At 71.6% G+C, this 23,793-nt stretch carries 28 protein-coding genes; 17 read left to right on the top strand and 11 right to left on the bottom strand.

What is annotated here, in order from left to right:
* Positions 1–104: 104 nt before the first annotated feature.
* The 3 genes from ACZ44S_RS09865 to ACZ44S_RS09855 all read left to right on the top strand — a co-directional run bounded on the left by ACZ44S_RS09865 (position 105) and on the right by ACZ44S_RS09855 (position 1,801).
* Complete coding sequence (locus tag ACZ44S_RS09865; RefSeq protein ID WP_466926509.1) at positions 105–650, top strand: helix-turn-helix domain-containing protein; 546 nt, start codon at positions 105–107, stop codon at positions 648–650.
* Positions 651–728: 78 nt separating this feature from the next.
* Positions 729–1,331, top strand: a complete 603-nt coding sequence (locus ACZ44S_RS09860; RefSeq protein ID WP_466926506.1) for a hypothetical protein — start codon at positions 729–731, stop codon at positions 1,329–1,331.
* Between the two features lie 134 nt (positions 1,332–1,465).
* Positions 1,466–1,801 (top strand): DUF2516 family protein, encoded by a 336-nt coding sequence (locus ACZ44S_RS09855; protein ID WP_190166588.1) that lies wholly within the window; start codon positions 1,466–1,468, stop codon positions 1,799–1,801.
* Between the two features lie 49 nt (positions 1,802–1,850).
* Here ACZ44S_RS09855 and ACZ44S_RS09850 read toward each other — a convergent pair whose 3' ends face one another.
* From ACZ44S_RS09850 to ACZ44S_RS09840, 3 genes are all read right to left on the bottom strand, one after another.
* Positions 1,851–3,218, bottom strand: a complete 1,368-nt coding sequence (locus ACZ44S_RS09850) for a PP2C family protein-serine/threonine phosphatase (RefSeq protein WP_466926504.1) — start codon at positions 3,216–3,218, stop codon at positions 1,851–1,853.
* Positions 3,219–3,551: 333 nt separating this feature from the next.
* Positions 3,552–4,646 carry a C40 family peptidase gene (locus ACZ44S_RS09845; RefSeq protein WP_466926501.1) on the bottom strand — a complete coding sequence of 365 codons (1,095 nt, stop codon included), beginning with the start codon at positions 4,644–4,646 and terminating at the stop codon, positions 3,552–3,554.
* Between the two features lie 193 nt (positions 4,647–4,839).
* Positions 4,840–5,658: a class I SAM-dependent methyltransferase gene (locus ACZ44S_RS09840; RefSeq protein ID WP_466926499.1), complete on the bottom strand. Its 819-nt coding sequence runs from the start codon at positions 5,656–5,658 to the stop codon at positions 4,840–4,842.
* Positions 5,659–5,866: 208 nt separating this feature from the next.
* On the opposite strand from ACZ44S_RS09840, the gene mshA reads away from it, so the two are divergent.
* Complete coding sequence (mshA, locus tag ACZ44S_RS09835; protein ID WP_466926497.1) at positions 5,867–7,204, top strand: D-inositol-3-phosphate glycosyltransferase; 1,338 nt, start codon at positions 5,867–5,869, stop codon at positions 7,202–7,204.
* The gene (locus ACZ44S_RS09830; RefSeq protein WP_466926494.1) at positions 7,197–7,715 is read left to right on the top strand and encodes a type III secretion system chaperone family protein; all 519 of its coding nucleotides are present in this window, start codon (positions 7,197–7,199) and stop codon (positions 7,713–7,715) included. The genes mshA and ACZ44S_RS09830 overlap by 8 nt, the downstream gene beginning before the upstream one ends.
* Here the strand turns inward: ACZ44S_RS09830 and ACZ44S_RS09825 are convergent.
* Positions 7,669–8,490 carry an AraC family transcriptional regulator gene (locus ACZ44S_RS09825; protein ID WP_466926491.1) on the bottom strand — a complete coding sequence of 274 codons (822 nt, stop codon included), beginning with the start codon at positions 8,488–8,490 and terminating at the stop codon, positions 7,669–7,671. The two genes, ACZ44S_RS09830 and ACZ44S_RS09825, sit on opposite strands and share 47 nt — an antisense overlap.
* A gap of 49 nt (positions 8,491–8,539) precedes the next feature.
* Between ACZ44S_RS09825 and ACZ44S_RS09820 the strand changes: the two genes are divergently transcribed.
* From ACZ44S_RS09820 to ACZ44S_RS09810, 3 genes are all read left to right on the top strand, one after another.
* Positions 8,540–8,962 carry a DUF2000 family protein gene (locus ACZ44S_RS09820; protein ID WP_466926489.1) on the top strand — a complete coding sequence of 141 codons (423 nt, stop codon included), beginning with the start codon at positions 8,540–8,542 and terminating at the stop codon, positions 8,960–8,962.
* A 12-nt stretch (positions 8,963–8,974) separates the two neighbouring features.
* Positions 8,975–9,472 (top strand): HAD domain-containing protein, encoded by a 498-nt coding sequence (locus ACZ44S_RS09815; protein WP_466926486.1) that lies wholly within the window; start codon positions 8,975–8,977, stop codon positions 9,470–9,472.
* A gap of 235 nt (positions 9,473–9,707) precedes the next feature.
* Positions 9,708–10,034 (top strand): carboxymuconolactone decarboxylase family protein, encoded by a 327-nt coding sequence (locus tag ACZ44S_RS09810; protein WP_466926484.1) that lies wholly within the window; start codon positions 9,708–9,710, stop codon positions 10,032–10,034.
* A gap of 304 nt (positions 10,035–10,338) precedes the next feature.
* Here the strand turns inward: ACZ44S_RS09810 and ACZ44S_RS09805 are convergent, their stop codons facing one another.
* Positions 10,339–10,473 carry a DUF397 domain-containing protein gene (locus tag ACZ44S_RS09805; protein ID WP_466926482.1) on the bottom strand — a complete coding sequence of 45 codons (135 nt, stop codon included), beginning with the start codon at positions 10,471–10,473 and terminating at the stop codon, positions 10,339–10,341.
* On the bottom strand, positions 10,436–11,350 hold the full coding sequence (locus ACZ44S_RS09800; RefSeq protein WP_466926479.1) for a helix-turn-helix domain-containing protein: 915 nt from the start codon (positions 11,348–11,350) through the stop codon (positions 10,436–10,438). The genes ACZ44S_RS09805 and ACZ44S_RS09800 overlap by 38 nt, the downstream gene beginning before the upstream one ends.
* A gap of 170 nt (positions 11,351–11,520) precedes the next feature.
* Between ACZ44S_RS09800 and ACZ44S_RS09795 the strand changes: the two genes are divergently transcribed.
* From ACZ44S_RS09795 to ACZ44S_RS09780, 4 genes are all read left to right on the top strand, one after another.
* Positions 11,521–11,973 carry an ATP-binding protein gene (locus ACZ44S_RS09795; protein ID WP_466926476.1) on the top strand — a complete coding sequence of 151 codons (453 nt, stop codon included), beginning with the start codon at positions 11,521–11,523 and terminating at the stop codon, positions 11,971–11,973.
* Positions 11,974–12,032: 59 nt separating this feature from the next.
* Positions 12,033–13,484: an FG-GAP and VCBS repeat-containing protein gene (locus ACZ44S_RS09790; RefSeq protein WP_466926474.1), complete on the top strand. Its 1,452-nt coding sequence runs from the start codon at positions 12,033–12,035 to the stop codon at positions 13,482–13,484.
* Between the two features lie 110 nt (positions 13,485–13,594).
* On the top strand, positions 13,595–14,059 hold the full coding sequence (locus ACZ44S_RS09785; protein WP_466926473.1) for a hypothetical protein: 465 nt from the start codon (positions 13,595–13,597) through the stop codon (positions 14,057–14,059).
* A 26-nt stretch (positions 14,060–14,085) separates the two neighbouring features.
* Positions 14,086–15,300: a hypothetical protein gene (locus ACZ44S_RS09780; protein ID WP_466926471.1), complete on the top strand. Its 1,215-nt coding sequence runs from the start codon at positions 14,086–14,088 to the stop codon at positions 15,298–15,300.
* Between the two features lie 241 nt (positions 15,301–15,541).
* Here ACZ44S_RS09780 and ACZ44S_RS09775 read toward each other — a convergent pair whose 3' ends face one another.
* Together ACZ44S_RS09775 and ACZ44S_RS09770 are read right to left on the bottom strand one after the other, a co-directional pair.
* Complete coding sequence (locus ACZ44S_RS09775; protein ID WP_190166483.1) at positions 15,542–15,763, bottom strand: hypothetical protein; 222 nt, start codon at positions 15,761–15,763, stop codon at positions 15,542–15,544.
* 190 nt (positions 15,764–15,953) lie between these two features.
* On the bottom strand, positions 15,954–16,670 hold the full coding sequence (locus tag ACZ44S_RS09770) for an NAD(P)-dependent oxidoreductase (protein WP_466926469.1): 717 nt from the start codon (positions 16,668–16,670) through the stop codon (positions 15,954–15,956).
* A gap of 94 nt (positions 16,671–16,764) precedes the next feature.
* On the opposite strand from ACZ44S_RS09770, the gene ACZ44S_RS09765 reads away from it, so the two are divergent.
* Positions 16,765–17,448: a TetR/AcrR family transcriptional regulator gene (locus ACZ44S_RS09765; RefSeq protein ID WP_466926467.1), complete on the top strand. Its 684-nt coding sequence runs from the start codon at positions 16,765–16,767 to the stop codon at positions 17,446–17,448.
* A gap of 98 nt (positions 17,449–17,546) precedes the next feature.
* The gene (locus tag ACZ44S_RS09760) at positions 17,547–18,002 is read left to right on the top strand and encodes a VOC family protein (RefSeq protein WP_466926465.1); all 456 of its coding nucleotides are present in this window, start codon (positions 17,547–17,549) and stop codon (positions 18,000–18,002) included.
* A 76-nt stretch (positions 18,003–18,078) separates the two neighbouring features.
* Here the strand turns inward: ACZ44S_RS09760 and ACZ44S_RS09755 are convergent, their stop codons facing one another.
* Positions 18,079–18,840, bottom strand: coding sequence for a phosphoglyceromutase (locus tag ACZ44S_RS09755; RefSeq protein ID WP_190166477.1), 762 nt, complete (start codon positions 18,838–18,840; stop codon positions 18,079–18,081).
* Between the two features lie 157 nt (positions 18,841–18,997).
* On the opposite strand from ACZ44S_RS09755, the gene ACZ44S_RS09750 reads away from it, so the two are divergent.
* The gene (locus tag ACZ44S_RS09750) at positions 18,998–20,281 is read left to right on the top strand and encodes an MDR family MFS transporter (RefSeq protein ID WP_466926463.1); all 1,284 of its coding nucleotides are present in this window, start codon (positions 18,998–19,000) and stop codon (positions 20,279–20,281) included.
* Between the two features lie 68 nt (positions 20,282–20,349).
* On the opposite strand, the gene ACZ44S_RS09745 is transcribed toward ACZ44S_RS09750, so the two are convergent.
* Positions 20,350–20,505 (bottom strand): hypothetical protein, encoded by a 156-nt coding sequence (locus ACZ44S_RS09745; RefSeq protein ID WP_190166475.1) that lies wholly within the window; start codon positions 20,503–20,505, stop codon positions 20,350–20,352.
* A 172-nt stretch (positions 20,506–20,677) separates the two neighbouring features.
* Positions 20,678–21,379 (bottom strand): phosphate signaling complex protein PhoU, encoded by a 702-nt coding sequence (gene phoU, locus ACZ44S_RS09740; protein WP_466926460.1) that lies wholly within the window; start codon positions 21,377–21,379, stop codon positions 20,678–20,680.
* A gap of 199 nt (positions 21,380–21,578) precedes the next feature.
* Here phoU and phoR point away from each other — a divergent pair, with 199 nt between their 5' ends.
* Both phoR and phoP read left to right on the top strand, forming a co-directional pair.
* Positions 21,579–22,892, top strand: a complete 1,314-nt coding sequence (gene phoR / locus ACZ44S_RS09735; RefSeq protein ID WP_466926458.1) for a two-component system sensor histidine kinase PhoR — start codon at positions 21,579–21,581, stop codon at positions 22,890–22,892.
* Positions 22,889–23,569, top strand: coding sequence for a two-component system response regulator PhoP (gene phoP / locus ACZ44S_RS09730; RefSeq protein WP_030829297.1), 681 nt, complete (start codon positions 22,889–22,891; stop codon positions 23,567–23,569). Before phoR ends, phoP begins: the two co-directional genes overlap by 4 nt.
* Positions 23,570–23,793 lie beyond the last annotated feature (224 nt).

The following is a 23,793-nucleotide window of genomic DNA, read 5'->3' as shown; positions in this document are numbered from 1 at the left end:
GTCGCGGCTGCGGGTACCGAGACTCTCGCGGCCGCGGGTGTGCCGTGGCGCACTATTGCAAGCAGGTGCTTGCAATAGTTAGCGCGGTGCGGCAGGGTGGAGGCATGGCATCGCTCAACGTCGGCAATCTCGGTGAGTACCTGCGCGAGCAGCGGCGCAGCGCGCAGTTGTCGCTGCGGCAGCTCGCCGATGCCGCCGGGGTGTCGAATCCGTATCTCAGCCAGATCGAGCGCGGGCTGCGCAAGCCCAGCGCGGAGGTGCTGCAGCAGGTCGCCAAGGCCCTGCGGATCTCCGCCGAGACACTCTACGTCCGGGCCGGCATCCTCGACGCGGAGCGGGGCCGGGACGAGGTGGAGACACGGGCCGCGCTCCTCGCGGACCCCACGCTGACCGAGCGTCAGAAGCAGGTGCTGCTGCAGATCTACGAGTCGTTCCGCAAGGAGAACGGGTTTGGCGGCGCCGAGGACGGTGAGGCGACGGAGGATCCCGGGGTGTCCGAGGTCGTCGACGCGAGTGACCGCGCGGTGGACGCTCCGGACGGCGATGCCGTGATACGCCGGAGCCGTACGACCGGCAGCGGTACGCCCGCCGAGCGCCGCCCCCGCGCGGGCGGCGGCAGTGACAAGGGTCCGCGGCGGACGGCCGGCTGAGCCGGACCAGGGCACCGGCCGCCCGCCGCGGACCACATGAGAACCCTCAGCCGAAACGAATCCGGGAGGACCATCACCATGGCCATCACCGACGACCTGCGCAAGACCTTCAGCGACCCGACCCCGCTCTACTTCGCCGCCGGCACCGCCGACCTGGCGCTGCAGCAGGCCAGGAAGGTGCCGGCCCTGGTGGAGCAGCTGCGCGCCGAGGCCCCGGCCCGCATCGAGGCCGTCCGCAACACCGACCCCAAGGCCGTGCAGGAGAAGGCGACCGTCCGGGTCCGGGAGACGCAGGAGACCCTCCAGACCAAGGTCGGCGAGCTCATCGGCTCGCTCGACACCGACCTGAAGAAGCTCGGCGAGAACGCCCAGGACCTCGCGCTGCGCGGCGTCGGCATCGCCGCCGAGTACGCGGTCAAGGCGCGGGAGACGTACGAGAAGGTCGCCGAGCGCGGCGAGCAGACCGTGAGGACCTGGCGCGGCGAGGCCGCCGAGGGCATCGAGGACATCGCCGTGGCCGTCGAGCCCGCTCCCGAGCCGAAGTCCGCGCCCGAGCCGGTCGAGCCCAAGGCCGACAAGCCGGCCGGGACCGCGCCCGCCGCGGTGAAGAAGCCCGCCCCGGCCAAGAAGGCCCCGGTGCGCAAGACCACCGCGAAGAAGACGACACCGCCCGCGAAGTAGTGCGACGGGGACGGGCCGGGCACTCTCGTGGTGCCCGGCCCGTTCTCCGGGTAGCCGACCGGTGGATGCGGGTACGGTGACGGCGTGAAGACGGCGTAATGGACGAGCCGAGTCTGGTGGTGGACGTAGTGCTGATGCAGGGCTTCGCGGGGTTCATGTGGCTGCTGAGCATGGCCCTGATCGTTTTCAGTGGCTTCGCGCTGATCGACGCCGCCACGCGCCGTGAGGACGCCTACCGCGCGGCGGACAAGAAGACCAAGCCGTTCTGGCTGATCATCCTGGCCCTCGCCTTCGTGGTGAACCTGATCTTCAACATCCTGTCGTTCCTGCCGATCATCGGGCTGATCGCGACCATCGTGTACATGGTGGACGTCCGCCCGGCCCTCCGCGGTCTGCCCGGCGGCGGCCGCGCCCGCAGGGGCGGCTCCAGCAGCGACGGCCCCTACGGCCCGTACAACGGCGGCCGCTGACCGGGGGCAGGCCCGCCTCCGCGCTCCGGAGAGGGGCGCGGAGGACCGCTCACGCCGTCCGGTCCAGCAGCAGCACCGCCACGTCGTCGGTCAGCTCGCCGCCGTTGAGGTCGCGCACCTCGTTGACGGCGGTCCGCAGCAGTTCCTCGCCGTGCAGCCCCTCGGAGAGCTGGCGGCGGATCATGTCCACCATGCCGTCCTGGCCGAGCCGCTCGCCGGTGTCGCCGACCCGGCCCTCGATCAGACCGTCGGTGTAGAGCATCAGGCTCCACTCGGCACCCAGCTCCACCTGCATCCGCGGCCAGCGGGCGCCCGGCAGCAGCCCGAGCGCCGGGCCGTTGTTGTCGTACGGCAGCAGGCGCGCCGGCACGCCCGGGCGGGCGAGCAGCGGTGACGGGTGGCCGGCCAGGCACAGGCCCGCCCGGCGGCCGTCCGGCGCGATGTCCACCGTGCACAGGGTCGCGAAGATCTCGTCGTCCGCGCGCTCGTGCTCCAGCACCTCCTGCAGGGTGCCGAGGAGCTGGTCCCCGCACAGCCCTGCCAGGGTCAGCGCGCGCCAGGCGATGCGCAGCTCCACGCCGAGGGCGGCCTCGTCCGGTCCGTGCCCGCAGACGTCGCCGATCATGGCGTGCACGGTGCCGTCGGGGGTGCGGACGACGTCGTAGAAGTCGCCGCCGAGCAGGGCGCGCGAGCGGCCGGGGCGGTAGCGGGCGGCGAAGCGCAGCGGGGAACCGTCCAGCAGCGGGGTCGGCAGCAGGCCGCGTTCCAGCCGGCGGTTCTCCTGGGCGCGTACCCGGCCCTCCGCGAGCCGCCGCTCGGCGGAGTCGGACCGCTTGCGCTCCACCGCGTAGCGGATCGCCCGGCTCAGCAGCCGGCCGTCCAGCTCGTCGCGGACGAGGTAGTCCTGGGCGCCCACCCGCACCGCCTCGGCGCCGCGCTCGGTGTCGTCGGCGCCGGTGAGGGCGAGGACGGCGTGCCGGGGGGCGAGCTCGAGGACGTGCTTGAGCACGGCGAGCTCGTCGCCGTCGCCGGTGCGGCCCGGCGCGGGCAGGGCGAGGTCCAGCAGGATGCAGTGGACGTCGTCGGTCAGCAGCCGCTCGGCCTCGGTGAGATTGCGGGCGGTGCGGACGCGGATCGGCTTGCCGGACTGGTCGAGCAGGTCCGGCACGATCGGCGAGCCGCCCGGATCGTCCTCGATCAGGAGCAGGGTGAGGTTGGTGTGGGCGGCCGTCTCGGCCCTGTCCGGCGGGGTGCCGGACCGGTCCGTGGTGCTGCTCTCGGACGGGGCCGCGGTGTGCGGGGCCGCCGTCCTGGCCTCCGGGGAGTCCAGGGCGGAGCCTTTGCTCTGTGCAGCGGCCGGCGCCTGACCACCTTCCGCGGCCGGGATCGCTCTCTGCCGCGGTACGGGTGCGGGCATTGTTGCGGGTTCCTTCCCTCCCCCCGAGGGCATGGTGGGGGCGACGGATCTCGGCCCTCTCCCCGGCTCCACCTCGGTGTGCGAGCAGGGGATGCCCCTTCGAACGGGGACCATAGCGGTTGACCGCGCCGCAGCGGAATGGTGAAAGCCACGCCGCTGCTCCATCGGCCGGTGTCATATGCCGCGTTTGCTACCGCAGTTGGACAGGCCGGGTGTGCTGCGGGAATGACGAACGTCACGTCCCCAAGGGGTTGATCGCAAGATCCACGTGCCATGGGTCACGTGGCCTGTGTCACCGGGCCGTTGAGCGCACCCGAGCGGGCGCGCCGCCGGTCAGTCCGCGGCCGCGTCGGGGCGTACGACCCCGAGGATCGGCATCGATCCGGCTCCCGCGAGGGTCACCGACCGCCCGGGGCGCGGGGCGTGCACCATGATGCCGTCGCCCACGTACATGCCGACGTGGGTGGCGTCCTCGAAGTAGATGATGAGGTCACCGGGCCGCATGTCCTCGATGTCCACGCGCTCCAGTTGCCTCCACTGCTCCTGCGAGGTGCGCGGCATGCTCCGCCCGGCCGATATCCAGGCCTGCGAGGTGAGCCCGGAGCAGTCGTACGTCTTCGGCCCCTCCGCGCCCCACTGGTACGGCTTCCCGATCTGCGCGGTGGCGTACGCGACGGCCTTCCTGCCCTGCCGCGTCGCCGTGCCGTCGATCTCGTCGAGGACGCCGGAGCTCAGCCAGCCGGCCTGTGCCTGGTCGGCGGCCCGCTTCTCCAGCCGGGCCAGGCGCTCCTTCTCCTCCTCCTCGAGCTCGGACTCGACCTTCTCGGCGGCCTTGATCTGCTTCTCGATCTTCTTCCGCGCCGTGGCCTTGGCCTTGCGGCCCGCCTCCAGCTCCTCGAACTGGGTGTCCGCGTCCTGCGCGTACTGCTCCAAGTCCTGCTGGGTGCGGGACATTTCCCCGAGCAGCCCCTTGGTCGCGTGCTCGCCCTGCCGCACCCGGCCCGCGCCGTCGAGGAACTCGCGCGGGGTGTCGCTCAGCATGAGCCGGGCCTCGGGCGGCAGCCCGCCGCCGCGGTACTGGGCGGCGGCCGCGGCGCCCGCGCGCCCCTTGAGCTCGGCCAGTCTCTCGCGGCCCTTGACGATCTTCTCCGCCAGCCGCACGATCTCGGCGGACTGCTTCTTCGCCTTCTCCTCGGCGGCGTTGTACTCCTCGGTGGCGACGGCCGCCGCGCGGTAGAGCTTGTCGAGCTTCTTGCGTACGGCTTCGAGTTCCTTGTCCGGGCCGTCGACCACGGTGACGCTCGCGGTCGTGCCCGGGGGCGGCGGGGGTGTGGGGGCCGCGAACGCCGTACCGGGCACCGCCAGTACGGTGACCGCGCAGACCACGGCCACGGCTGCCGCAAGCACTCCGCGCTTGCCCGTCCCCATGACGCCACCCCCCTGTGATTGACCGTCAGTAACAATCGGTCGCCGGGGGGATGCTGCCATGCCGAGCCGCGAAACGACAGAGGGAGTTCTTCCCGCCCCTCCCGCCCGTGCAATCCCCGGCGCGACGATCGCCCCGCTCCTGTGACGAACGACTCACGGAGATCGTTCCCCGTGCGCGCGTCGCGGCGTCCCGTCAGTCCCGCGGCGCCAACGCCGCCCACCGCACCGTGACTTCCCCCTGCCGCCACCGCGCCGGCCCGTCCGTCACCGGCCAGTCGGCCCTCAGGTCCCGTACCGTCCGGATCCAGCGCTGCCGGGCGCCGTAGGAGGCGTAGGGCGCGGCGGCGGCCCAGGCGCGGTCGAAGTCGCGCAGGAAGGCGTGCACCGGCTCACCGGGGACGTTGCGGTGGATGAGCGCCTTGGGGAGGCGTTCGGCCAGGTCGGACGGGCACTCCAGGGAGCCGAGCCGGGTCGCGAAGGTGACGGTGCGCGGCCCCTCCGGGCCGAGCGCGACCCACACGTGCCGGCGCCCGATCTCGTCACAGGTGCCCTCGACCAGCAGCCCGCCGCGCGACCCCGTCTCCGGGTCGGCCGGCGCGAGCCGCGCGCACAGCCGCCGCCACACGGCGGCGACCTCCGCCTCGTCGTACTGGCGCAGCACGTTCGCCGCGCGGATGAGCAGTGGCCGTCCCGGGACCGGGACCTCGAAGCCGCCGTGCCGGAAGACCAGTCCCTCGCGCTCGTACGGCCGCGCCGCCGCGACCCGGGCCGGATCGATCTCGACGCCCTCCACGCGCGCGCGTGGGACCGCGCCGCGCAGCCGGTGCAGCAGCTCGACCGCCGTCCAGGGGGCCGCGCCGTAGCCGAGGTCGACGGCGACGGGGTCCTCCGCGCGGCGCAGCTCCGCTCCGTGCGTGGCCGCGATCCAGCGGTCCATGCGGCGCAGCCGGTTGGGGTTGGTGGTGCCGCGCGTCACGGTGCCCAGCGGGCGTCGGGGGGCGCGGACTGTCATACGTCCGAGTATGCGGGTACCCGGAGGGCGTCCCGACGTGGGGGACGCGTCACGGGCTCGAACGGTTGAGCGACAGTCGGTAATGATTCGGCAAAGACCGGGACCCGGGGGCCCCGCCGGAAATGGGAACGCAGCCCTCCGGCGTTGTGCTCCCCGAGGGCCCGCACCACCCTCCGACAGCCATGCCCACCGCGAGGAGGAACGCCACGTGAGCCAGTACATCGCGAGGCTCGGGCGGCGCTCCCCCGCCGCACCGCCGCGGCTGCGCCTGCACCGCAGGCCCCGCCGCGTGGCGATGCTCTCCGTGCACACCTCCCCGCTGCACCAGCCGGGCACCGGCGACGCCGGCGGCATGAACGTCTACATCGTGGAACTCGCGCAGCGCCTCGCCGCGATCAACATCGAGGTCGAGATCTTCACCCGCGCGACCGCCGCCGCCCTCCCGCCCAGCGTCGAACTGGCCCCCGGCGTCCTCGTCCGGCACGTCGACGCCGGCCCCTACGAGGGCCTCGCCAAGGAGGAGCTGCCCGCCCAGCTGTGCGCCTTCACCCACGGCGTGATGCAGGCCTGGGCCGGCCACCGCCCCGGCCACTACGACCTGGTCCACTCCCACTACTGGCTCTCCGGCCACGTCGGCTGGCTCGCCGCCCAGCGCTGGGGCGTCCCCCTGGTGCACGCCATGCACACCATGGCCAAGGTCAAGAACGCCAACCTCGCCGACGGCGACACCCCCGAGCCCGCCGCCCGCGTCATCGGCGAGACCCAGATCGTCTCCGCCGCCGACCGGCTCATCGCCAACACCGCCGAAGAGGCCGGCGAACTCATGGAGCACTACGCCGCCGACCCCGGCAAGGTCGCCGTCGTCCACCCCGGTGTGAACCTGGCCCGCTTCCGTCCCGCCGACGGCCGCGCCGCCGCACGGGCCCGCCTCGGCCTGCCCCAGGACGCCCTGATCCCCCTCTTCGCCGGCCGCATCCAGCCCCTCAAGGCCCCCGACGTCCTGCTCCGCGCGGTGGCCGTCCTGCTCGGCGAACGCCCCGAGCTGCGCTCCCGCATCTGCGTCCCCGTCGTCGGCGGCCCCAGCGGCAGCGGCCTCGCCAAGCCGGAGGGCCTGCAGAAGCTCGCCGCGCGGCTCGGCATCGCCGACGTCGTCCGCTTCCACCCGCCCGTCGGGCAGGAACAGCTCGCGGACTGGTTCCGCGCGGCGTCCGTCCTCGTCATGCCCTCCTACAGCGAGTCCTTCGGCCTGGTCGCCATAGAGGCGCAGGCCGCCGGCACCCCGGTGCTCGCCGCCGCGGTCGGCGGCCTCCCCGTCGCCGTACGGGACGGGCACACCGGTTTCCTCGTCCAGGGTCACGATCCCGCCGCGTACGCGCGCGTGCTGCGCGACTTCGCCGACCACCCTCCCCTCGCCGCACGTATGGGCGCGGCCGCCGCCCGGCACGCCCAGTCCTTCGGCTGGGACGCCGCGGCCGCCGCCACGGCCGACGTCTACACGGCCGCGACACAGGCCCACCGCCGTCACGTACGCTCGCACCATGGCTGACAAAGCGGCGGAGGCGGCGCAGGTCGTCGAAGGTGTGCTGAAGGACGCGGAACTGGAGTGGGAGAGCCCGGCCCCCGGTTCGTACGTGGTCAAGCTCCCCGGCACCCGCAAGCTCTCCACGACCGTCTCCCTGATCGCCGGCCGGCACACGCTCTCCCTGAACGCCTTCGTCATCCGCCACCCCGACGAGAACGAGGGCGGGGTCCACCGCTGGCTCCTCGAGCGCAACCTCAAGCTCTACGGCGTGAGTTACGCCGTCGACCCGCTCGGCGACATCTACGTCACCGGCCGTCTCCCGCTCGCCGCCGTCACCGCGGAGGAGGTCGACCGCCTCCTCGGCCAGGTCCTCGAGGCCGCCGACGGCAGCTTCAACACGCTCCTGGAACTCGGTTTCGCCACCGCGATCCGCAAGGAGTACGCCTGGCGGGTGTCACGCGGCGAATCCACCCGCAACCTGGACGCGTTCACCCACCTGCTGGAGCGCCCGTCGCCCGGTAGCGTCCCGGAGTGACGCCCACCAGCTTCCGGAAGTGCCGGGTCAGATGGGCCTGGTCGTAGAACCCGGTGGCGACCGCCACCCCGCTCGGTGACCGCCCCTCCAGCAGCAGCCGCCGCGCCCGCCCCACCCGCCGGGACATCAGGTACTGGTGCGGCGCGATGCCGTACGCCCCGCTGAACGCCCGTACCAGGTGCGCGGGATGCGCGGACAGCAGCCCGCCCGCCTCCTGCAGGGTGAGCCCCTCGACCACCCGCTCGTCGAGCAGCTCCCGCAGCCGCCGCGCGAGCACGGGATCCCGCCGGACCTCCCCGGCACCCTCGCGCGAGCGCAGATGCTCCCGCAGCCGCTCCCCGACGAGCGTCAGCCGGCTCTCGGCCTCCAGCTGGTCACCGGGCCGCACGAGGGCGGAGTGCACCTGTCCGACGCGCCGCCGCAGCAGCGGGTCCCGCAGATCGGGCCGGTCGACGGCGGCTCCGATGAGATCGTCCCCGAGGCGGCCGGTGTCCAGGTACAGCACCCGCTTGCGGAAGCCGTCGGCCGTGGCGGGGGCGCCGTTGTGGGGGACGTGCGGCGGCAGCAGCGTCACCGTGTCGTGCGGGGTGCCGTGCTCGTGCCGGTCGAGGTCGTACCGTACGGCGCCGTCGTCGACGATGAGCAGCGTCCAGGCGTCGTGGACGTGCATCGGGTAGGCGTACTCGGTGAAACGGGCGTGGAAGACCTCGACGACGCCCGGGACGCGGGGCCGCCAGGCGGAGACCGTCGCCCCGGAGGCTGCCTGGGAGGGCATGCAAACAACGTACAAGACGCCGCCGCGGCCGGACCGGCAGTCTCACTCCATGACCACCAGCACCCGCTTCGACACGAAGATCGCCGTCCTGCTGCGCGAGGACCTGGAGCCCTGGCAGCGCCTCAACGTCACCGCGTTCCTGGTCAGCGGCCTGAGCACCCAGTTCCCCGAGCTGATCGGGGAACCGTACGAGGACGCGGACGGCGTGCCGTACCTGCCGATGTTCCGCCAGCCGGTCCTGGTCTTCCAGGGCACGAAGGAGACCCTGAGGACGGCCCACGCGCGAACGCTCACCCGGGCCCTGCCCCGCGCGGTGTTCACCGGCGACCTGTTCGCCACGGGCCACGACGAGGCCAACCGCGCGGCGGTCCGCGCCGTCGGCACGAGCGACCTGGACCTGGTCGGCCTGGCCGTCCACGGCCCGAGGAACGCGGTCGACAAGGTCCTGAAGGGCGCCAGGATGCACCCGTGAGACGCTGACGCCATGACCGCGCCCGGCCGCCCCGTCCTCTTCCTGGACGTGGACGGCCCGCTGATCCCCTTCGGCTCGGGCACACCCGCGCGGGGCCCGCTCCCGGACGCCGGAAACCCCCTGCTGCACCGCCTCGATCCGACCGTGGGCGCCCGTCTGCTCGCCCTCCCCTGCGACCTGGTGTGGGCGACGACCTGGCAGCACGAGGCCAACGCCACGATCGCCCCACGCCTCGGCCTGCCCCGCCTGCCGGTCGTGCCCTGGCCGGAGCACGAGGACGCCCCCGCGCCCCGCGGCGTCCACTGGAAGACCCGCCACCTGTCCGAGTGGGCCGGCCTCCGCCCGTTCGTCTGGCTGGACGACGAGATCGGCGCCCCGGACCGCACCTGGGTGGAGGCAGCCCACCCGGCCCCGGCCCTGCTGCACCGGGTGGACCCGGCGAAAGGGCTGACGGAGGCGGACTTCGAGGCAGTGCGGGAGTGGCTCGGCACGGTCGACGGCCGACCGTAGCGAACGGCGACGCCCGGCCGGCGGGTGATGTCGCGCTCCGCGCCAGGCGTCCGCGCGCACCGTGCCCCCGCGCGCACCGTGCCCCCGCCCGGGCGGGACCCTCGGCGGGCGATCAGTGCGAAACGGACGTAACGTCGAGGCGGACGCACGGTCGAGCGGCGCTGCACCCGCAGGGACGGCCTCCGCATCCCGTGCCCGTCGGTTCCCCTTCACCACTCACAGGAGAAGACGGCCCATGGCCACAGCATCTGAGACCCCGGTACTGGACACCCTTGTCGCGATGACGACCGACTCGGTCGAGCGGTGCGGGCTGGACCAGGAAACGTTCATGCTCACCCGCATCGCGTCCCTCGCCGCGTCGGACGCCCCGCCGATTTCCTACATCGCGCACATCGACCCCGCCATCCAGTCCGGCGTGACCGCCGAGAAGGTGCAGGACGTGCTGGTCGCCATCGCACCCGTCGTGGGAACGGCCCGCGTCATGACGGCGGCGGCGAACATCGCCAAGGCCCTCGGCATCACGATCGCTGTCGCCGACGCCGAGACGGAGCGCCGGGCGTAGGGACGCGTGGGCACGTGGCAGTCCGGCGGTCGTCGCGGATCCCGCGGTGGCCGCCGGTCAGCGTGAGCAGACCCCGCGGTCGGTCTTGGCGCGGTCCACACTCCCCGACGCGACGGGAAGTGCGTGCGCGTCCCCCTCGCGAACCTCCACCCGCAGCAGGTCCGCCGTGCCCGCCCGGGCCTGCGCCGGCGTGCGCGACGAACCGTTCGACCAGGTTCTTTGGGGAGGTCGGCGGCCCACCGGCTCCTCGGCGGCGAGGTACCGGCGGGCCGGGACGACGGGACGTGACCGGTGCCTGGCGGACTCAGTTCCGGTGGCGGCCGGCCGCCTTCAACTCGCCTATGAACGCGGTCCAGGATCCGTTCCCGAAACAGACCGCGGGACCGTGCGGGGCCTTGCTGTCACGGACGGGGACGACGCCGGGGAATCCGTCCGCCACCTCCACGCAGTTGCCGCCCTCCTGATTGCTGTAGCTGCTCCTGCGCCAAGCGACGCCGCTCAGATCGGGATGGGACCTTCGCTCCACGGTAAGTGCCCTCCATCACGGATCGGATCATGTCGAGTGACATGAGCGGGGGCAGGGCTGCCGCCCGTAGCTGATCGTAGGTGAGAGCGAAGTCCCTGACGTCGTCCGGTTCTTCGATGAGTTGGCCGAAGTGCGCACCCTCCGTGTAGGCGACGTCGGAGCCGTCCGGCAGCGTGAGAATGGTGAGTGAGCCACCCATCGCATCGTGCTCGCCCTGTGCGAAGGGCAGCACTTGCAGCGTGATGCGACGGTCGGCCGCGGCTTCGAGCAGCCACCCCAACTGCTCCCGCATCACCAAGAGGCCACCGACCGGGCGACGCAGTACTGCTTCGTCCAGCACGACCCGCAGGACAGGCCGGTCGGGCGAGGTGAGCCGTTCCTGTCGTGCGAGTCGGGCCGACAGCCTTTCCTCCAACTGCTCGTCCCCGCTGAGCGTGAGGCCGACGCTGAGAACGGCCTTCGCGTAACCCGGGGTCTGCAGCAGACCGGGGACCACATGTGCCGCGTACTCCCCAATGGAAACGGCCTGCTCGGCGTACGCCATGAACTTCCGCGACCAGTCCGGAAACGTCTCCCGGTACACGTACGGCCACAGCTCGACGAGCAGATGGTCCGCACCGAGCACCGCATCCAGCGCCCGCGCCAGTTCCAGCGTCGGTTTCGCTCCCGAGGCCCGTTCGATCTGGGTGATCCGCGTTCCCACCACGTGGACCCGCGCGCCGAGTTCGGCCTGGGTCAGCCCCGCCGCCGTACGGAGTCTGCGCACCCGGGCGCCGAACAGGGCGGCCATGGACGTACTGGGATCAATTCCGTTGGCCAAAGGGTCACTTCCGTCCTTTACGAACCGAAAGGTAAGGCTGTGTCACCTTCCGAGCGTAGGACGATCCGACGACGCTTGACCACGGAACGTGATGACTCGCGTGCGAAGCGAAACGGCTACAGGCAAGGGCGGGACCCACCGTGCTCACAGGAACGACGACCACCACCACGCGAGAGGCGCAGTTCGCCTCGACACCGCGCGGCGCCCAAGCGGCCCGGCGCCTCTCCGCGCGGTGGATGGAGGAGTGGGGCCACCCGCCGGCGTCGGACGCGTCCTGCGCGGTCGCCCTGGTCGTCGGCGAACTCGCCGCCAACGCCGTACAACACGGCCGCGTGCCGGGGCGGGACTTCCACCTCCGGCTCGTGCTGGACACACGCTCGGGCCTGATCCGTATCGAGGTCGCCGACGCTGCCGCCCACAAGCGGCCACCCGTCGCTCCGCCCTCGACGAGCCCCGAGGGGGAGTCGGGCCGTGGACTGTTCCTGGTGGACGTCCTGGCGGAGCGCTGGGGCTGGGCGCCTCGGCACCCGGTCGGCAAGACGGTCTGGGCGGAAGTAACTACTTGTCGGCGTACAACCATTCAGGGTCTGTGAGCGTCCAAGATCCCGTTCAAGTGTCCGTCCACAGGACGCTCCCGGGACCTCGGAGAATCATGCCCTCCTCACGCACCGTCCTCGCCGCCACGGCCGCACTCGCGACGGCACTCTGCTCGCCGCTCCTCCTCGCCCCCACGGCCACCGCCGCACCCGCCAAGCTCGCCGACGACTTCAACGGCGACGGCTACCGCGACCTGGTCATGCTGGGCGGGACGCACGGCAAGGACGGCCGGGTCACGGTCGTCTACGGCACGTCGACCGGCCCGGGTACGCGCGTCCAGGTCATCCACCAGGACTCGCCGGGCATCCCGGGCGCGGTGGAGGAGGGCGACCAGTGGGGCTTCGCCGCGACCAGCGCCGACCTCGACCGTGACGGCTACGCCGACCTCGTCGTCGCCTCGCCGGGTGAGGCCGTCGGTGACATCCAGATACGCGGCGGACTGACCGTCGTATGGGGCGGGTCCAAGGGCCTGGGCTCCGGCACCGTCTTCCACTCGCCCATCGCGCCGGAGTACGCGGGCTCGGGCGACTCCTTCGGTGAGGACGTCGTGGCCGGTGACTTCGACGGCGACGGCGACCAGGACCTCGCGGCGGTCAGCCACAGCCGGGCCGGCGCGATCCTGTTCGAGGGCCCGTTCACCCGCAGCGGCGGCAAGGCCGGCTGGAAGCCCCTCGGCGAGGACTACGACTACCTGAGCGCCTCCCAGCTCGCCACGGGCCGGGTCACCGCGGACGCCGCCACGGACCTGTACATCCTCGGCTCGGACCTCGGGGACGACGACGAAGCCATGGGCGCCTTCTTCCACCGCGGAGGCGCGGGCTTCGCCCGCCTGGCCGGTGAGCTGCGCGTACCGGACGACCTCGGTCACCAGGTCGGCGGCGGCACGATCACCACCGTCGGCGACTTCGACAAGGACGGCTACGGCGACCTCGCCATCGGCCGCGGCTACGAGAACCCGGACAAGGGCCGGGGATACGTCACGGTCCACTACGGCGGCCCCTCCGGCCCGGACACCGCGCGCAAGCCGGTGACGTTCACGCAGAACACCGCGGGCGTGCCCGGCGGTTCGGAGGACGACGACCACTTCGGCGCCTCCGTCTCGGCGGGCGACGTCAACGGCGACGGCTACGCCGACCTCGCCATCGGTGCCCCCGGCGAGGACCTCGTGGGCAAGCGCGACGCGGGCATGGTCACCGTGCTGCTGGGCCGCGCGGGAGGCCTGTCCGGCACCGGGGCCAAGGCGTACGACCAGAACACCTCCGGTGTCGCGGGCGGCATCGAGAACGACGACTACTTCGGCTGGAGCGTCAAGCTCACCGACTACACCCGCGACGGCCGCGCCGACCTCCTCGTCGACACCAACGACTGGCTGGACAGCAGCCGCCACGGCATGGTCCACCTGCTGAAGGGCTCGTCATCCGGCACCACCGGCACGGGCTCGAAGACCTACACGGTGAACACCCTCAAGATGTCCTACAAGACGCTGAGCGGCCCCTTCACGCACTGATGCCTCGCCCTTGAACGCCCCCTGGCCACCGCCCGACCGCCTTCCCTCCGCCTATCCTGAGCCGCGAGCGGCGAAGGTCGAGGCTGCGATCGAGGGACGGGGCGGCGGCCATGGCGTTTCGGGGGGCGAATCCCGAGGACCTGGAGCAGTTGGCGAAGCTCCTGGACGGGCGCGGTGGCGTGGAGGACCGTCTCGACGAGGCCTTCACCCGGGCCGCCCGTCTGGGAGTGACCGGGCAGCTGGCACCGTTGAAGCCGATGCGCTCCTGGACCCGCGACGAGGCCAAGGACCTGCGCAAACGCGCGCTGCTTCTCCGCCTGGAGAACGGCGACCCGACGGCCGGGCTGCTGTGGGCGGGCTTCACGGCGAAGGATCTGGAGAACTACCGGGGCGAGGGCATCAAGCCGGAAACGTTCCTGCTGGCCAACTCGGTGGCGGCGAGCGACGACCCCAAGGCCCGGGAGCTGGCCCGGCAGCCGGGGGAGAAGCTCGGCGACTGGATCGTACGGCTGGAAGCGCACGCACTCGCGAAGATCCCGGGCCTGGAACGCACGAGGAGACCCTCACCGAGCTGATCAAGTTCGGCAGCGACGCGTTCAACGTGGCGGCCGCGGCCCAGGTCTCGGTGGCCAGCGGCTTCTCCGGCACCAAGGTGCTGCTGGGCAACGCGGTGAAGACCGGCAAACTCGGACCGATGAAGGACGCCCTCGCCGCACGCTGGACGGCGGCCGGAAGCAACCGCATCCTGAGCTGGGCGGGCAGAGGGCTCAGCAGATACGACCCGCCCATCCGCTCCCTGTCCGCCCCCGGCAGCTGGCTCCCCGGCCAGCTCGGCAACATGGCGTCACGGAGCCCGGCGTACCAGCGGGTGGCCAACGTTCCCTTCAGCTCCGGTTTCCTGGGCGACCGTTGGGGCGGCGGATGGGACATGCTGCGCCGACGCGGCTTCATGAACGCGAAGCTGCTGGGCTTCACCCCCAACCAGGCCATCAACTTCTTCGCCGGCTCGGACGACATGGCCCGGATGTACGGCGGTCTGACGCACTCCGGGCAGCAGGTCGTCCGCGCGGGACAGGCCAACCTCCTGACGGTCGGCAAGGCCGGTGGATTCAGCGCGGCGGCGAAGACCGCGGTGCTGTGGCGCGGGGCCGGCATCGTCGGCTCGGCGGGCGCGACGGCGTTCTCGATAGCCAGTATCGCCACGGTGGACCACGCCAAGGAGTGGGAGAAGAGCAAGGCCGGCTACCTCGCCAACTACGCGGAGGTCGGCTTCAACGCCTCCCTGACCGCGGCGATGGTCGCCCCGGACAGGGGGCCCGCCATCTCCTCGGACGTACCGGCACCCCTGAGCGCATCCCGAACCGCGCCGGGATCATCGTCGATCACCCCGAACGCGGCATCCAGAGCCTTCATGGTCGATACGACACGGGGCACCGCCGGCTGCTCATCGGCACCACGGCGCAGACGCACCATGCGGGCGAGCTCGAAGACGAGCGTGCGCGGCTCGACCGGTATGTACTCCGACTCCTCCTCGCCCGGCCAGCCCTCGTGGACGATCACACTGTCCGCCCCGACGACGACCCCGTGGTGCACGCACGGGCCCGGCCTCGCCGGTGATCTCGACACTGATCGTCAGCACGGGAGCCCGGGGAGCCTCCACCAGCTCCCTCAGAAGCGGCGAAAGCTGCCCCTCCTCGCCGACCAGCCCGAGTTCCTGCAACTCCCCGAGCGCGGGGAAGAGCTCCGCGGCCGGTATCACACCTTCGGCAAGACGGGCGATCACCCGGACATGCCGGTCGGCCAGCCGCAGCCGTGACCTCGAACTGTCGTAACCGGGCATGAACACGTCCTCCACGGGTGGGCCGGCACGAGGCTAACCCAGCCGGAGGTCACGTGGACGGCCCTTGTCCTTCCTCGGCCGCGTAGGCCTCGTCCTCCCCGAAGTCGGGGGCCTGGAAAGGGTCGGTCGTCGGAGGGGGTGAGGCCGCGCCGGAACTGCGCGGCTGCCCCTCCGGAGCGGAGAACAGCGAGGTCAGGTCGATGAGAGGTGCCTCTTCCTAGAGCTTGGTCATCTTGGCGTAAGGGCTCAGGATGCGCATTTGGGACGAGCCGAAGTCGACGAGCGCGGCGATTCCGTCCTCGACGGAGATCACCCGGCCGAGGCCGTACACGTCATGGGTGACCTGGTCCCCCGCAGCGAAGTGCTTGGGGGCCGGTGCGACAGCAGCCTTGAAGGGGCTGGTGGGCAAGTGACGCTTCGGAGCAGCAGATTTTGTCATTGCCCTCAGTATGCGCCCCCGACCCCACCCTCCGCTGTGGCCGCGGTCTCCTTATTTCCTCCCACGCGCTCGTACCCCTCGGTGCCGCGGCGTCCGGCGAGCCACCGAACCCCGACCGTGCCGCGCACGAGGAACCCGGGGCACGCGGGGCGAGGACAGCGCCGGCAGGTACGTCCGTGGCTGCACGTCCCTAGACGTGCTTGTGGGTGCCACCGCCATGGGCGACCGCGCTGGGAGTCAGGCAACCGACGATCGCCGGGGCCTGCTGGACGAGCGTGTCGTCGGTGAGCGCCTCCACCATGAACAGTGCGAAGTCCACCCGGCGCGTCAGGTTGCTGGCCAGGACCGGATCGCCCACATGCCGGCTCCACACGGGCAGGCCCTGGCTCGGGCCTTCCTCCAGGCTGCTGCCGCGCACCACGGTCCACCGGGTGTCGCTGGCGAACACCCGGCGGCACGCCTCCACTTGGTCGTCGATCTCTACGGCGCGGACGAGCTTGCCGAGCACGGCGGCCATCCGGACGCCCAGGGTGAACATCCGCGAGTACCTGTCCTCGCCGTCGCGCGTGATGTGCCAGCCGCAGGAGAAGATCAGACGCGCGCCGGGCGGTGCGTGGTCGAGTACTGCCTGCGCCGTGCCCGACGCGTACTGCTGCACACCCCAGGGGACCAGTACCGTCAGCACACCGTCGCACCCGGCGACCGCCCGCCGGATCACCTCCGGGTCGTTCGTGGGTCCGGGGACCACGGTCATCCGGCCTTCGAACGCGGCCAGCTTCTGCACGCTGCGTTCCCGGCACACGCCGACCACCTCGTAGCCGCGTTCCAGCGCCTGCCGGACCATGTACTGCCCGAGCTTCCCGGAAGCGCCGATGATGCAGACCTTCTTCGCGCCATCCGTACCCATGCCGTGTCCCCTCCGCCGACCTCACAACCTTATGCTGTAAGGCACAAGCTAGCCTTATGCTGTAAGGCGGTCAAGGGAACGGTAGGAGGGACGGATGGCCGAGGGCAGCAGGAGCCGGCGCGGGGCGTCCGCGCGCACCCCGCTCAGTCGCGAGCGCGTGATTCGCACGGCGGTGGCGGTGGCCGACGAGAAGGGGGCAGGCGCACTCACCATGCGGGCCATCGCTGAACCCCTGGGAGTCGAGGCGATGTCGCTCTATCACCACGTCGCGGGGAGGGAGGACATCCTCGACGGCATGGTGGACGCGGTGTTCGGCGAGATCGACCTGCCGCCGCGCGACACGGACTGGAAAAGTGCCATGCACCACCGCGCGGCCTCCGCCCGTGACGTCCTCCGGCGCCACCCGTGGGCCATCGGCCTCATGGACTCCCGCTCTCGGCCCGGCCCCGCGACCCTGCGCCACCACGACGCCGTCATCGGAGCGTTGCGAGCCGGAGGGTTCTCCGTTCCCATGGCCGCGCACGCCGTCTCACTGATCGACAGCTACCTCTACGGCTTCGTCCTGCAGGAGTTGAGCCTGCCGTTCACCGGCGCGGCGGAGCTGCACGAGGTAGCGGGCGCCATCCTGCGGGACATGCCCGCCGACGCCTATCCCCACCTCACCGAACTGGCCACCGAGTACACCCTCAAGCCCGGCTACGACTACGCGGACGAGTTCGCCTTCGGTATCACCCTCATCCTCGATGCCCTCCACCCGGACGAGCCCGCGAGCGCCTAGGTGTGGTGCCGACCATGCACAGCGGACTCCTCGCGTGACCTCTCAGGGCTTGTCTCGAGAGTGGGTCGACTGTCAGACCTGCCTGGGATGCTCCGTGCATGGAGATGACCGTGCAGCTGACGATCGACTGCTCCGATCCGCAGAGGATGGTGACGTTCTGGGCCGAGGCCCTGAGCTACGTGCCGGAGCCCCCACCGGCCGGGCACGCCACGTGGCGTGCCTACTGGGCGGCGATGGGGGTGCCCGAGGCGGAGTTGCCGCCCGGTGCCGGGGACATACCGGAGTCGATCATCGACCCTGCGGGACGTGGGCCGAGGGTGTGGTTCCAGCAGGTTCCGGAACCGAAGGTCGCCAAGAACCGGTGGCACTTCGACCTGAAGGTCGGTGGGGGCCGTGACGTCCCACTGGACGTCCGCACACAGCGGGTCAAGGCCACGGTGGAACGGCTGGTCAAAGCCGGTGCCACCGTGGTGCGGATCAAGGACGAGCCGGACATGGGGCTCTACGCCGCGGCCCTGCAGGACCCCGAGGGCAACGAATTCGACGTCGTCTGAGCCCCGTTGCGCCAACACCGCCAACAAGCCCCCCGCTCACGAAGAAGTCGCAGGCAGGGGGCTTGTCCGCGGGCGGCTACTTCTTCTTGCCCTGGTTCTTGACCGCTTCGATGGCAGCCGCGGCCGCTTCCGGGTCGAGGTACTTGCCGCCGGGGGTGACCGGCTTGAAGTCGGCGTCGAGCTCGTAGTACAGGGGGATGCCCGTGGGGATGTTCAGGCCCGCGATGTCGGCGTCCGAGATGCCGTCGAGGTGCTTGACCAGGGCGCGCAGGCTGTTGCCGTGGGCGGCGACGAGGACCGTGCGGCCGGTGAGGAGGTCGGGGACGATCGAGTCGAACCAGTACGGGAGCATGCGGACGACGACGTCCTTGAGGCACTCCGTCTGCGGGCGCAGCTCCGGCGGGAGGGTCGCGTAGCGCGGGTCCGCGAACTGGGAGTACTCGGCGTCGTTGGCGAGCGCCGGCGGCGGGGTGTCGTAGGAGCGGCGCCAGAGCATGAACTGCTCCTCGCCGAACTCCGCGAGGGTCTGCGCCTTGTCCTTGCCCTGGAGGGCACCGTAGTGACGCTCGTTCAGGCGCCAGCTGCGGTTCACCGGGATCCACAGGCGGTCGGCGGCCTCCAGCGCGAGCTGCGCGGTGCGGATCGCGCGCTTCTGCAGGGAGGTGTGGAGCACGTCGGGCAGCAGGCCGGCGTCCTTGAGCAGCTCGCCGCCGCGCGTCGCCTCCTTCTCGCCCTTCGGGGTGAGGTTGACGTCCACCCAGCCGGTGAACAGGTTCTTCTCGTTCCACTCGCTCTCGCCGTGGCGGAGGAGGATCAGCTTGTACGGTGCGTCGGCCATGCGTCCGAGCGTAATCGACGCTCCGAGGGCGCTGCGCGCCCTGCCCGCCTGGCGGACGGTTGACGGGATCTGTTAATTGAGTGGTCCCCCGGAGCCATGACTCCGTAAGTTGTGCTCGGCGCTTCAGCCGCTTACATCTTTCGTCACGGGGGTCCGCATGTCCGTTGTCGCAGTGAGACGTGCCGTGCGCGAGTCCGTCTCCGGGCTGCCCCGTGAGTTCTGGTGGCTGTGGACCAGCACCCTCGTCAACCGGCTCGGCGCCTTCGTCGCCACCTTCATGGCGCTCTACCTGACCCTCGACCGGGGATACTCCGCCTCCTACGCCGGTCTGGTCGCCGCGCTCCACGGGCTCGGCGGGGTGATCTCCTCGCTGGGGGCGGGCGTGATGACCGACCGGCTGGGGCGGCGGCCCACCCTGCTCGTCGCCCAGCTGGCGACCGCGCTGTCCGTCGCGCTGCTCGGCTTCATGCGGGACCCGCTCGCCATCGCGGCCGTCGCCTTCCTCGTCGGCATGGCCTCCAACGCCTCCCGGCCCGCCGTGCAGGCGATGATGGCGGACATCGTGCGGCCGGAGGACCGTATCCGGGCCTTCTCGCTCAACTACTGGGCCATCAACCTCGGCTTCGCGATCTCCTCCGCGGGCGCGGGGTTCATCGCCGAGGTCAGCTATCTCGCCGGGTTCCTGATCGAGGCCGGTATGACGCTCGTGTGCGCCGTTCTCGTCTTCGTGAAGCTGCCCGAGTCGCGGCCGGGTGAGAAGGACTCCGCGGAGGCCGGTGCCGCCGCCGCGGGGGAGTCCGTCTCGCTGGTGACCGTGCTGCGCGACGGGCGCTTCATGAGCGTCGTCGGGCTGTCCTTCCTCATCGCCCTGGTCTTCCAGCAGGGGTACCTGGGGCTGCCGGTCGCCATGGGGGAGGCGGGCTTCACGCCCGCGGACTTCGGCATGGCGATCGCCGTCAACGGTGTGCTGATCGTCGTGCTCCAGCTTCCCGTCACGCGGTTCATCGAGCACCGGGACCCGCGGCACCTGCTCGTCGCCTCGTCCCTGCTGGCGGGGTACGGGTTCGGGCTGACCGCGTTCGCCGGGTCGGTCGCCGTCTTCGCCCTCACCGTGTGCGTGTGGACGCTGGCCGAGATCGTCAACGCGCCGACGCAGACGGGACTGGTCGTCATGCTCTCCCCGGTGCACGGGCGCGGGCGCTACCAGGGGATGTACACCATGTCCTGGGCGGTCGCCGCCCTCGTCGCCCCGCTGATGTCCGGCTTCGTCATCGACCGCTGGGGCGCCGAGTGGCTCTGGGGGATGTGCGCCGTCGTCGGTACGGTCGCCGGGCTCGGCTACGGGCTGCTGATGCGCCGGCTGCCGGACGGGGCGGTCACGGAGACGGCCGTCGAGAAGGGCGAGGCGGCGCCTGAGAGCGTTGCTGCGCGGACGTCCTGAGCGGACGGCCGAGGGCCCCGGCGACCGTCATCGGCGCCGCGGCCCTCGGCCGTTTCGTACGTCCGGAATCAGCCGCACTGGCACGGGTTGCCCGACTGGCACCCGCAGCCGCAGCCCGAGCCGCAGCCGCAGGCGGCGATCAGGGTCAGGTTCCTGATCTCGGCGGGCTGCTCGGTCTCGCGGTCCTGCGTCGGGTCGGGCGTCGTGCTGGGGGATTCGGCCATGGGTCCCTCCTCGGGGCTGGGGCCTGCGCACACCTCTCACCATGGGATGCCCGGGTCCCCGGGCGCGGCAACCGCGCATCGACGGCGCACTGAGGGTCGTAGGGGCTCGTACGCACCCGGACGGCCCCGCGCACGCCCGCCGCCCCCCGCGCACGCCCGCCCCGGCCAGGGGTCAGGCGCCCTCGGTTCCCGGCACCGTCTGGATCTCCGTCTGGAGTTCCGCCTGGATCTCGTCCGCGTGCTCGCCGGTGACCAGGTAGACCACCCGCTTGGCGACCGAGACCGCGTGGTCGGCGAAGCGCTCGTAGTAGCGGCCCAGCAGGGTGACGTCGACGGCCGTCTCGATGCCGTGCTTCCAGCGGTCGTCCATCAGGTGCTGGAAGAGGGTGCGGTGGAGGAGGTCCATCGCGTCGTCGTCCTGCTCCAGCTGGAGGGCCAGGTCCACGTCCTTGGTGATGATCACCTCGGCCGCCTTCGCCATCAGGCGCTGCGCGAGCTGGCCCATCTCGAGGATCGTCGCGTGCAGGTCGTGCGGGACCCCGCGCTCGGGGTAGCGCAGCCGCGCGAGCTTCGCCACGTGCTGGGCGAGGTCGCCGGAGCGTTCCAGGTCCGCCGACATCCGCAGCGAGGTGACGACGATGCGCAGGTCGGTCGCCACCGGCTGCTGGCGCGCCAGCAGGGCGATGGCCCGGGCCTCCAGGTCGTGCTGGAGCTCGTCGACCTTCTGGTCGGCCTCGATCACGCTCTCCGCCAGCTTCAGATCGGCGTCCAGGATGGCGGTCGTGGCGCGCCCGATCGCCGATCCGACCAGCCTGGCCATCTCCACCAGACCGTCGCCGATCGAATCCAGTTCCTCGTGGTACGCGTCCCGCATCAGGGTTCCTCTCGTACGTCTGTCCGGGCTTCGAGGGCCCGGGCTCCTGCCCACGCTCCCACGTTCCGTCCGCTACGCGTCCGGTTCCGTCACCCCAAATGAACCATCCCTGGCTCCGAGGTGAACTCTGGGCGACGAGTGTTCGAGCTCGCCCGCCGACGGCTGTGGGCACCGGCCGCCCCATGCCTAACCTGGACGCATGGACGTGAACGCGGCGGTCGCCGCAGTGGCTGCGATCGCCGGAGTGCTCACCGGCGTCATCGCCACGCTGGCGTTCCGCTTCAGCGAGCGCGAACAACGGCGCCCCACGCGCACCTCCCTGCACACCGACCCGGTGCTTCCCCCGGGTGTGGACACCGTGCTGTCCGTGCTGCGCTCCTCCGCCGTCGTCCTGGACGAGGCCGACGGTGTCGTCAAGGCCAGCTCCGCCGCGTACGCCCTCGGACTGGTCCGCGGCGGCAAGCTCGCCGTGGAACCCATGCTGAAGATGGCCCGCGACACCCGGCGCGATGGCGAGATACGTCAGGTCGAGCTGGACCTGCCCCGCCGGGGGACCGGGCGCGGCGAGGCCCTCGCGGTGTCCGCGCGGGTGGCGCCGCTCGGCTCCCGGCTCGTTCTGCTGCTCGTGGAGGACCTCACCGAGGCCCGCCGCATCGAAGCCGTACGACGCGACTTCGTCGCCAACGTCAGCCACGAGCTCAAGACCCCCGTCGGCGCGCTCTCGCTGCTCTCCGAAGCCGTGATGGACGCCTCCGACGACCCCGAGGCCGTGGAGCGCTTCGCCGGGCGCATGCAGATCGAGGCCACCCGGCTGACGAACCTGGTGCAGGAGCTCATCGACCTCTCCCGGGTGCAGAACGACGACCCGCTGGAGGACGCCGAACCCGTCCGGGTCGACGAACTGGTCGCCGAGGCCATCGACCGCTGCCGACACCAGGCGGGCACCAAGGAGATCACCATGGCGGCGGGGGGCGCGGCAGACCTGCGGGTGTGGGGCAACCGCGGCCAGCTCGCCGCCGCGCTCGGCAACCTCGTCGAGAACGCGGTCAACTACTCACCCGCCCGCACCCGCGTGGGCATCGCGGCCCGTTCGGTCGTCCAGCCCGGCGGGGACCTGATCGAGATAGCCGTGACCGACCAGGGCATCGGCATCTCCGACAAGGACAAGGAGCGCATCTTCGAGCGCTTCTACCGCGTCGACCCCGCTCGCTCCCGTGCCACCGGCGGTACGGGACTGGGCCTCGCGATCGTGAAGCACGTGGCCGCCTCGCACGGCGGGGAAGTCACTGTGTGGAGCGCCGAGGGCCAGGGCTCCACCTTCACCCTGCGGCTGCCGGAGGCCCGAGCGGCCCGCGACCGCGCCCACCAGGCGTCCCGCCGGGACGACGAGATCGACGAAACCGACGACACCGACGGCCTCGACGGTGAGGCCCGACGGTCGTCCCACTCATCCCCCCACTCTTCCGATTCATCCGCGTACGAAACGCTTCCCTCCCCGGAGGTCCTTCCGTGACCCGAGTGCTCGTCGTCGAGGACGAGGAGTCCTTCTCCGACGCCCTGTCGTACATGCTCCGCAAGGAGGGCTTCGAGGTCGCCGTGGCGACCACCGGGCCCGACGGACTCGACGAGTTCGAGCGCAACGGCGCCGACCTCGTGCTGCTCGACCTGATGCTGCCCGGGCTGCCGGGCACCGAGGTGTGCCGCCAGCTGCGCGGCCGCTCGAACGTTCCCGTCATCATGGTGACGGCCAAGGACAGTGAGATCGACAAGGTCGTCGGCCTGGAAATAGGCGCCGACGACTACGTGACGAAGCCTTTCTCCTCGCGGGAGCTGGTCGCCCGGATCCGTGCGGTGCTGCGGCGCCGCGGGGAGCCGGAGGAGGTCGCTCCGGCGGCGCTGGAGGCGGGGCCGGTGCGGATGGACGTGGACCGGCACGTGGTCACCGTGGGCGGCACGAAGGTGGATCTGCCGCTGAAGGAGTTCGACCTGCTGGAGATGCTGTTGCGGAACGCGGGGCGGGTGCTGACGCGGATGCAGCTGATCGACCGGGTGTGGGGGGCGGACTATGTCGGTGACACCAAGACGCTCGATGTGCATGTGAAGCGGTTGCGGGCGAAGATCGAGCCGGATCCGGGGGCGCCGCGGTATCTGGTGACGGTGCGGGGGCTCGGGTACAAGTTCGAGCCGTAGGCCGGGCCTGGTGCTCGGTGCGGGGGGTTGGGCCGGGCGGGGGGTGTTGCGCTGCCCGGCGTTGGCGGGGTGCCTCCCCCACTCTCGGCTTCGCTCGAGCGGGGGGACCCCCATCGCCCACCCGTGCCGCCCCAGCGGCACGATTGCCCGCAGCTGCGCGGGCATGATTGCCGCGGCTAAGGCGTAAGGGCGGGCCCCCGAGGGGTCCCGCCCTTACGCGTTGT

The organism is Streptomyces malachitofuscus (genome assembly GCF_055571035.1).
This window is presented reverse-complemented; position numbering and strand designations above follow the sequence as displayed.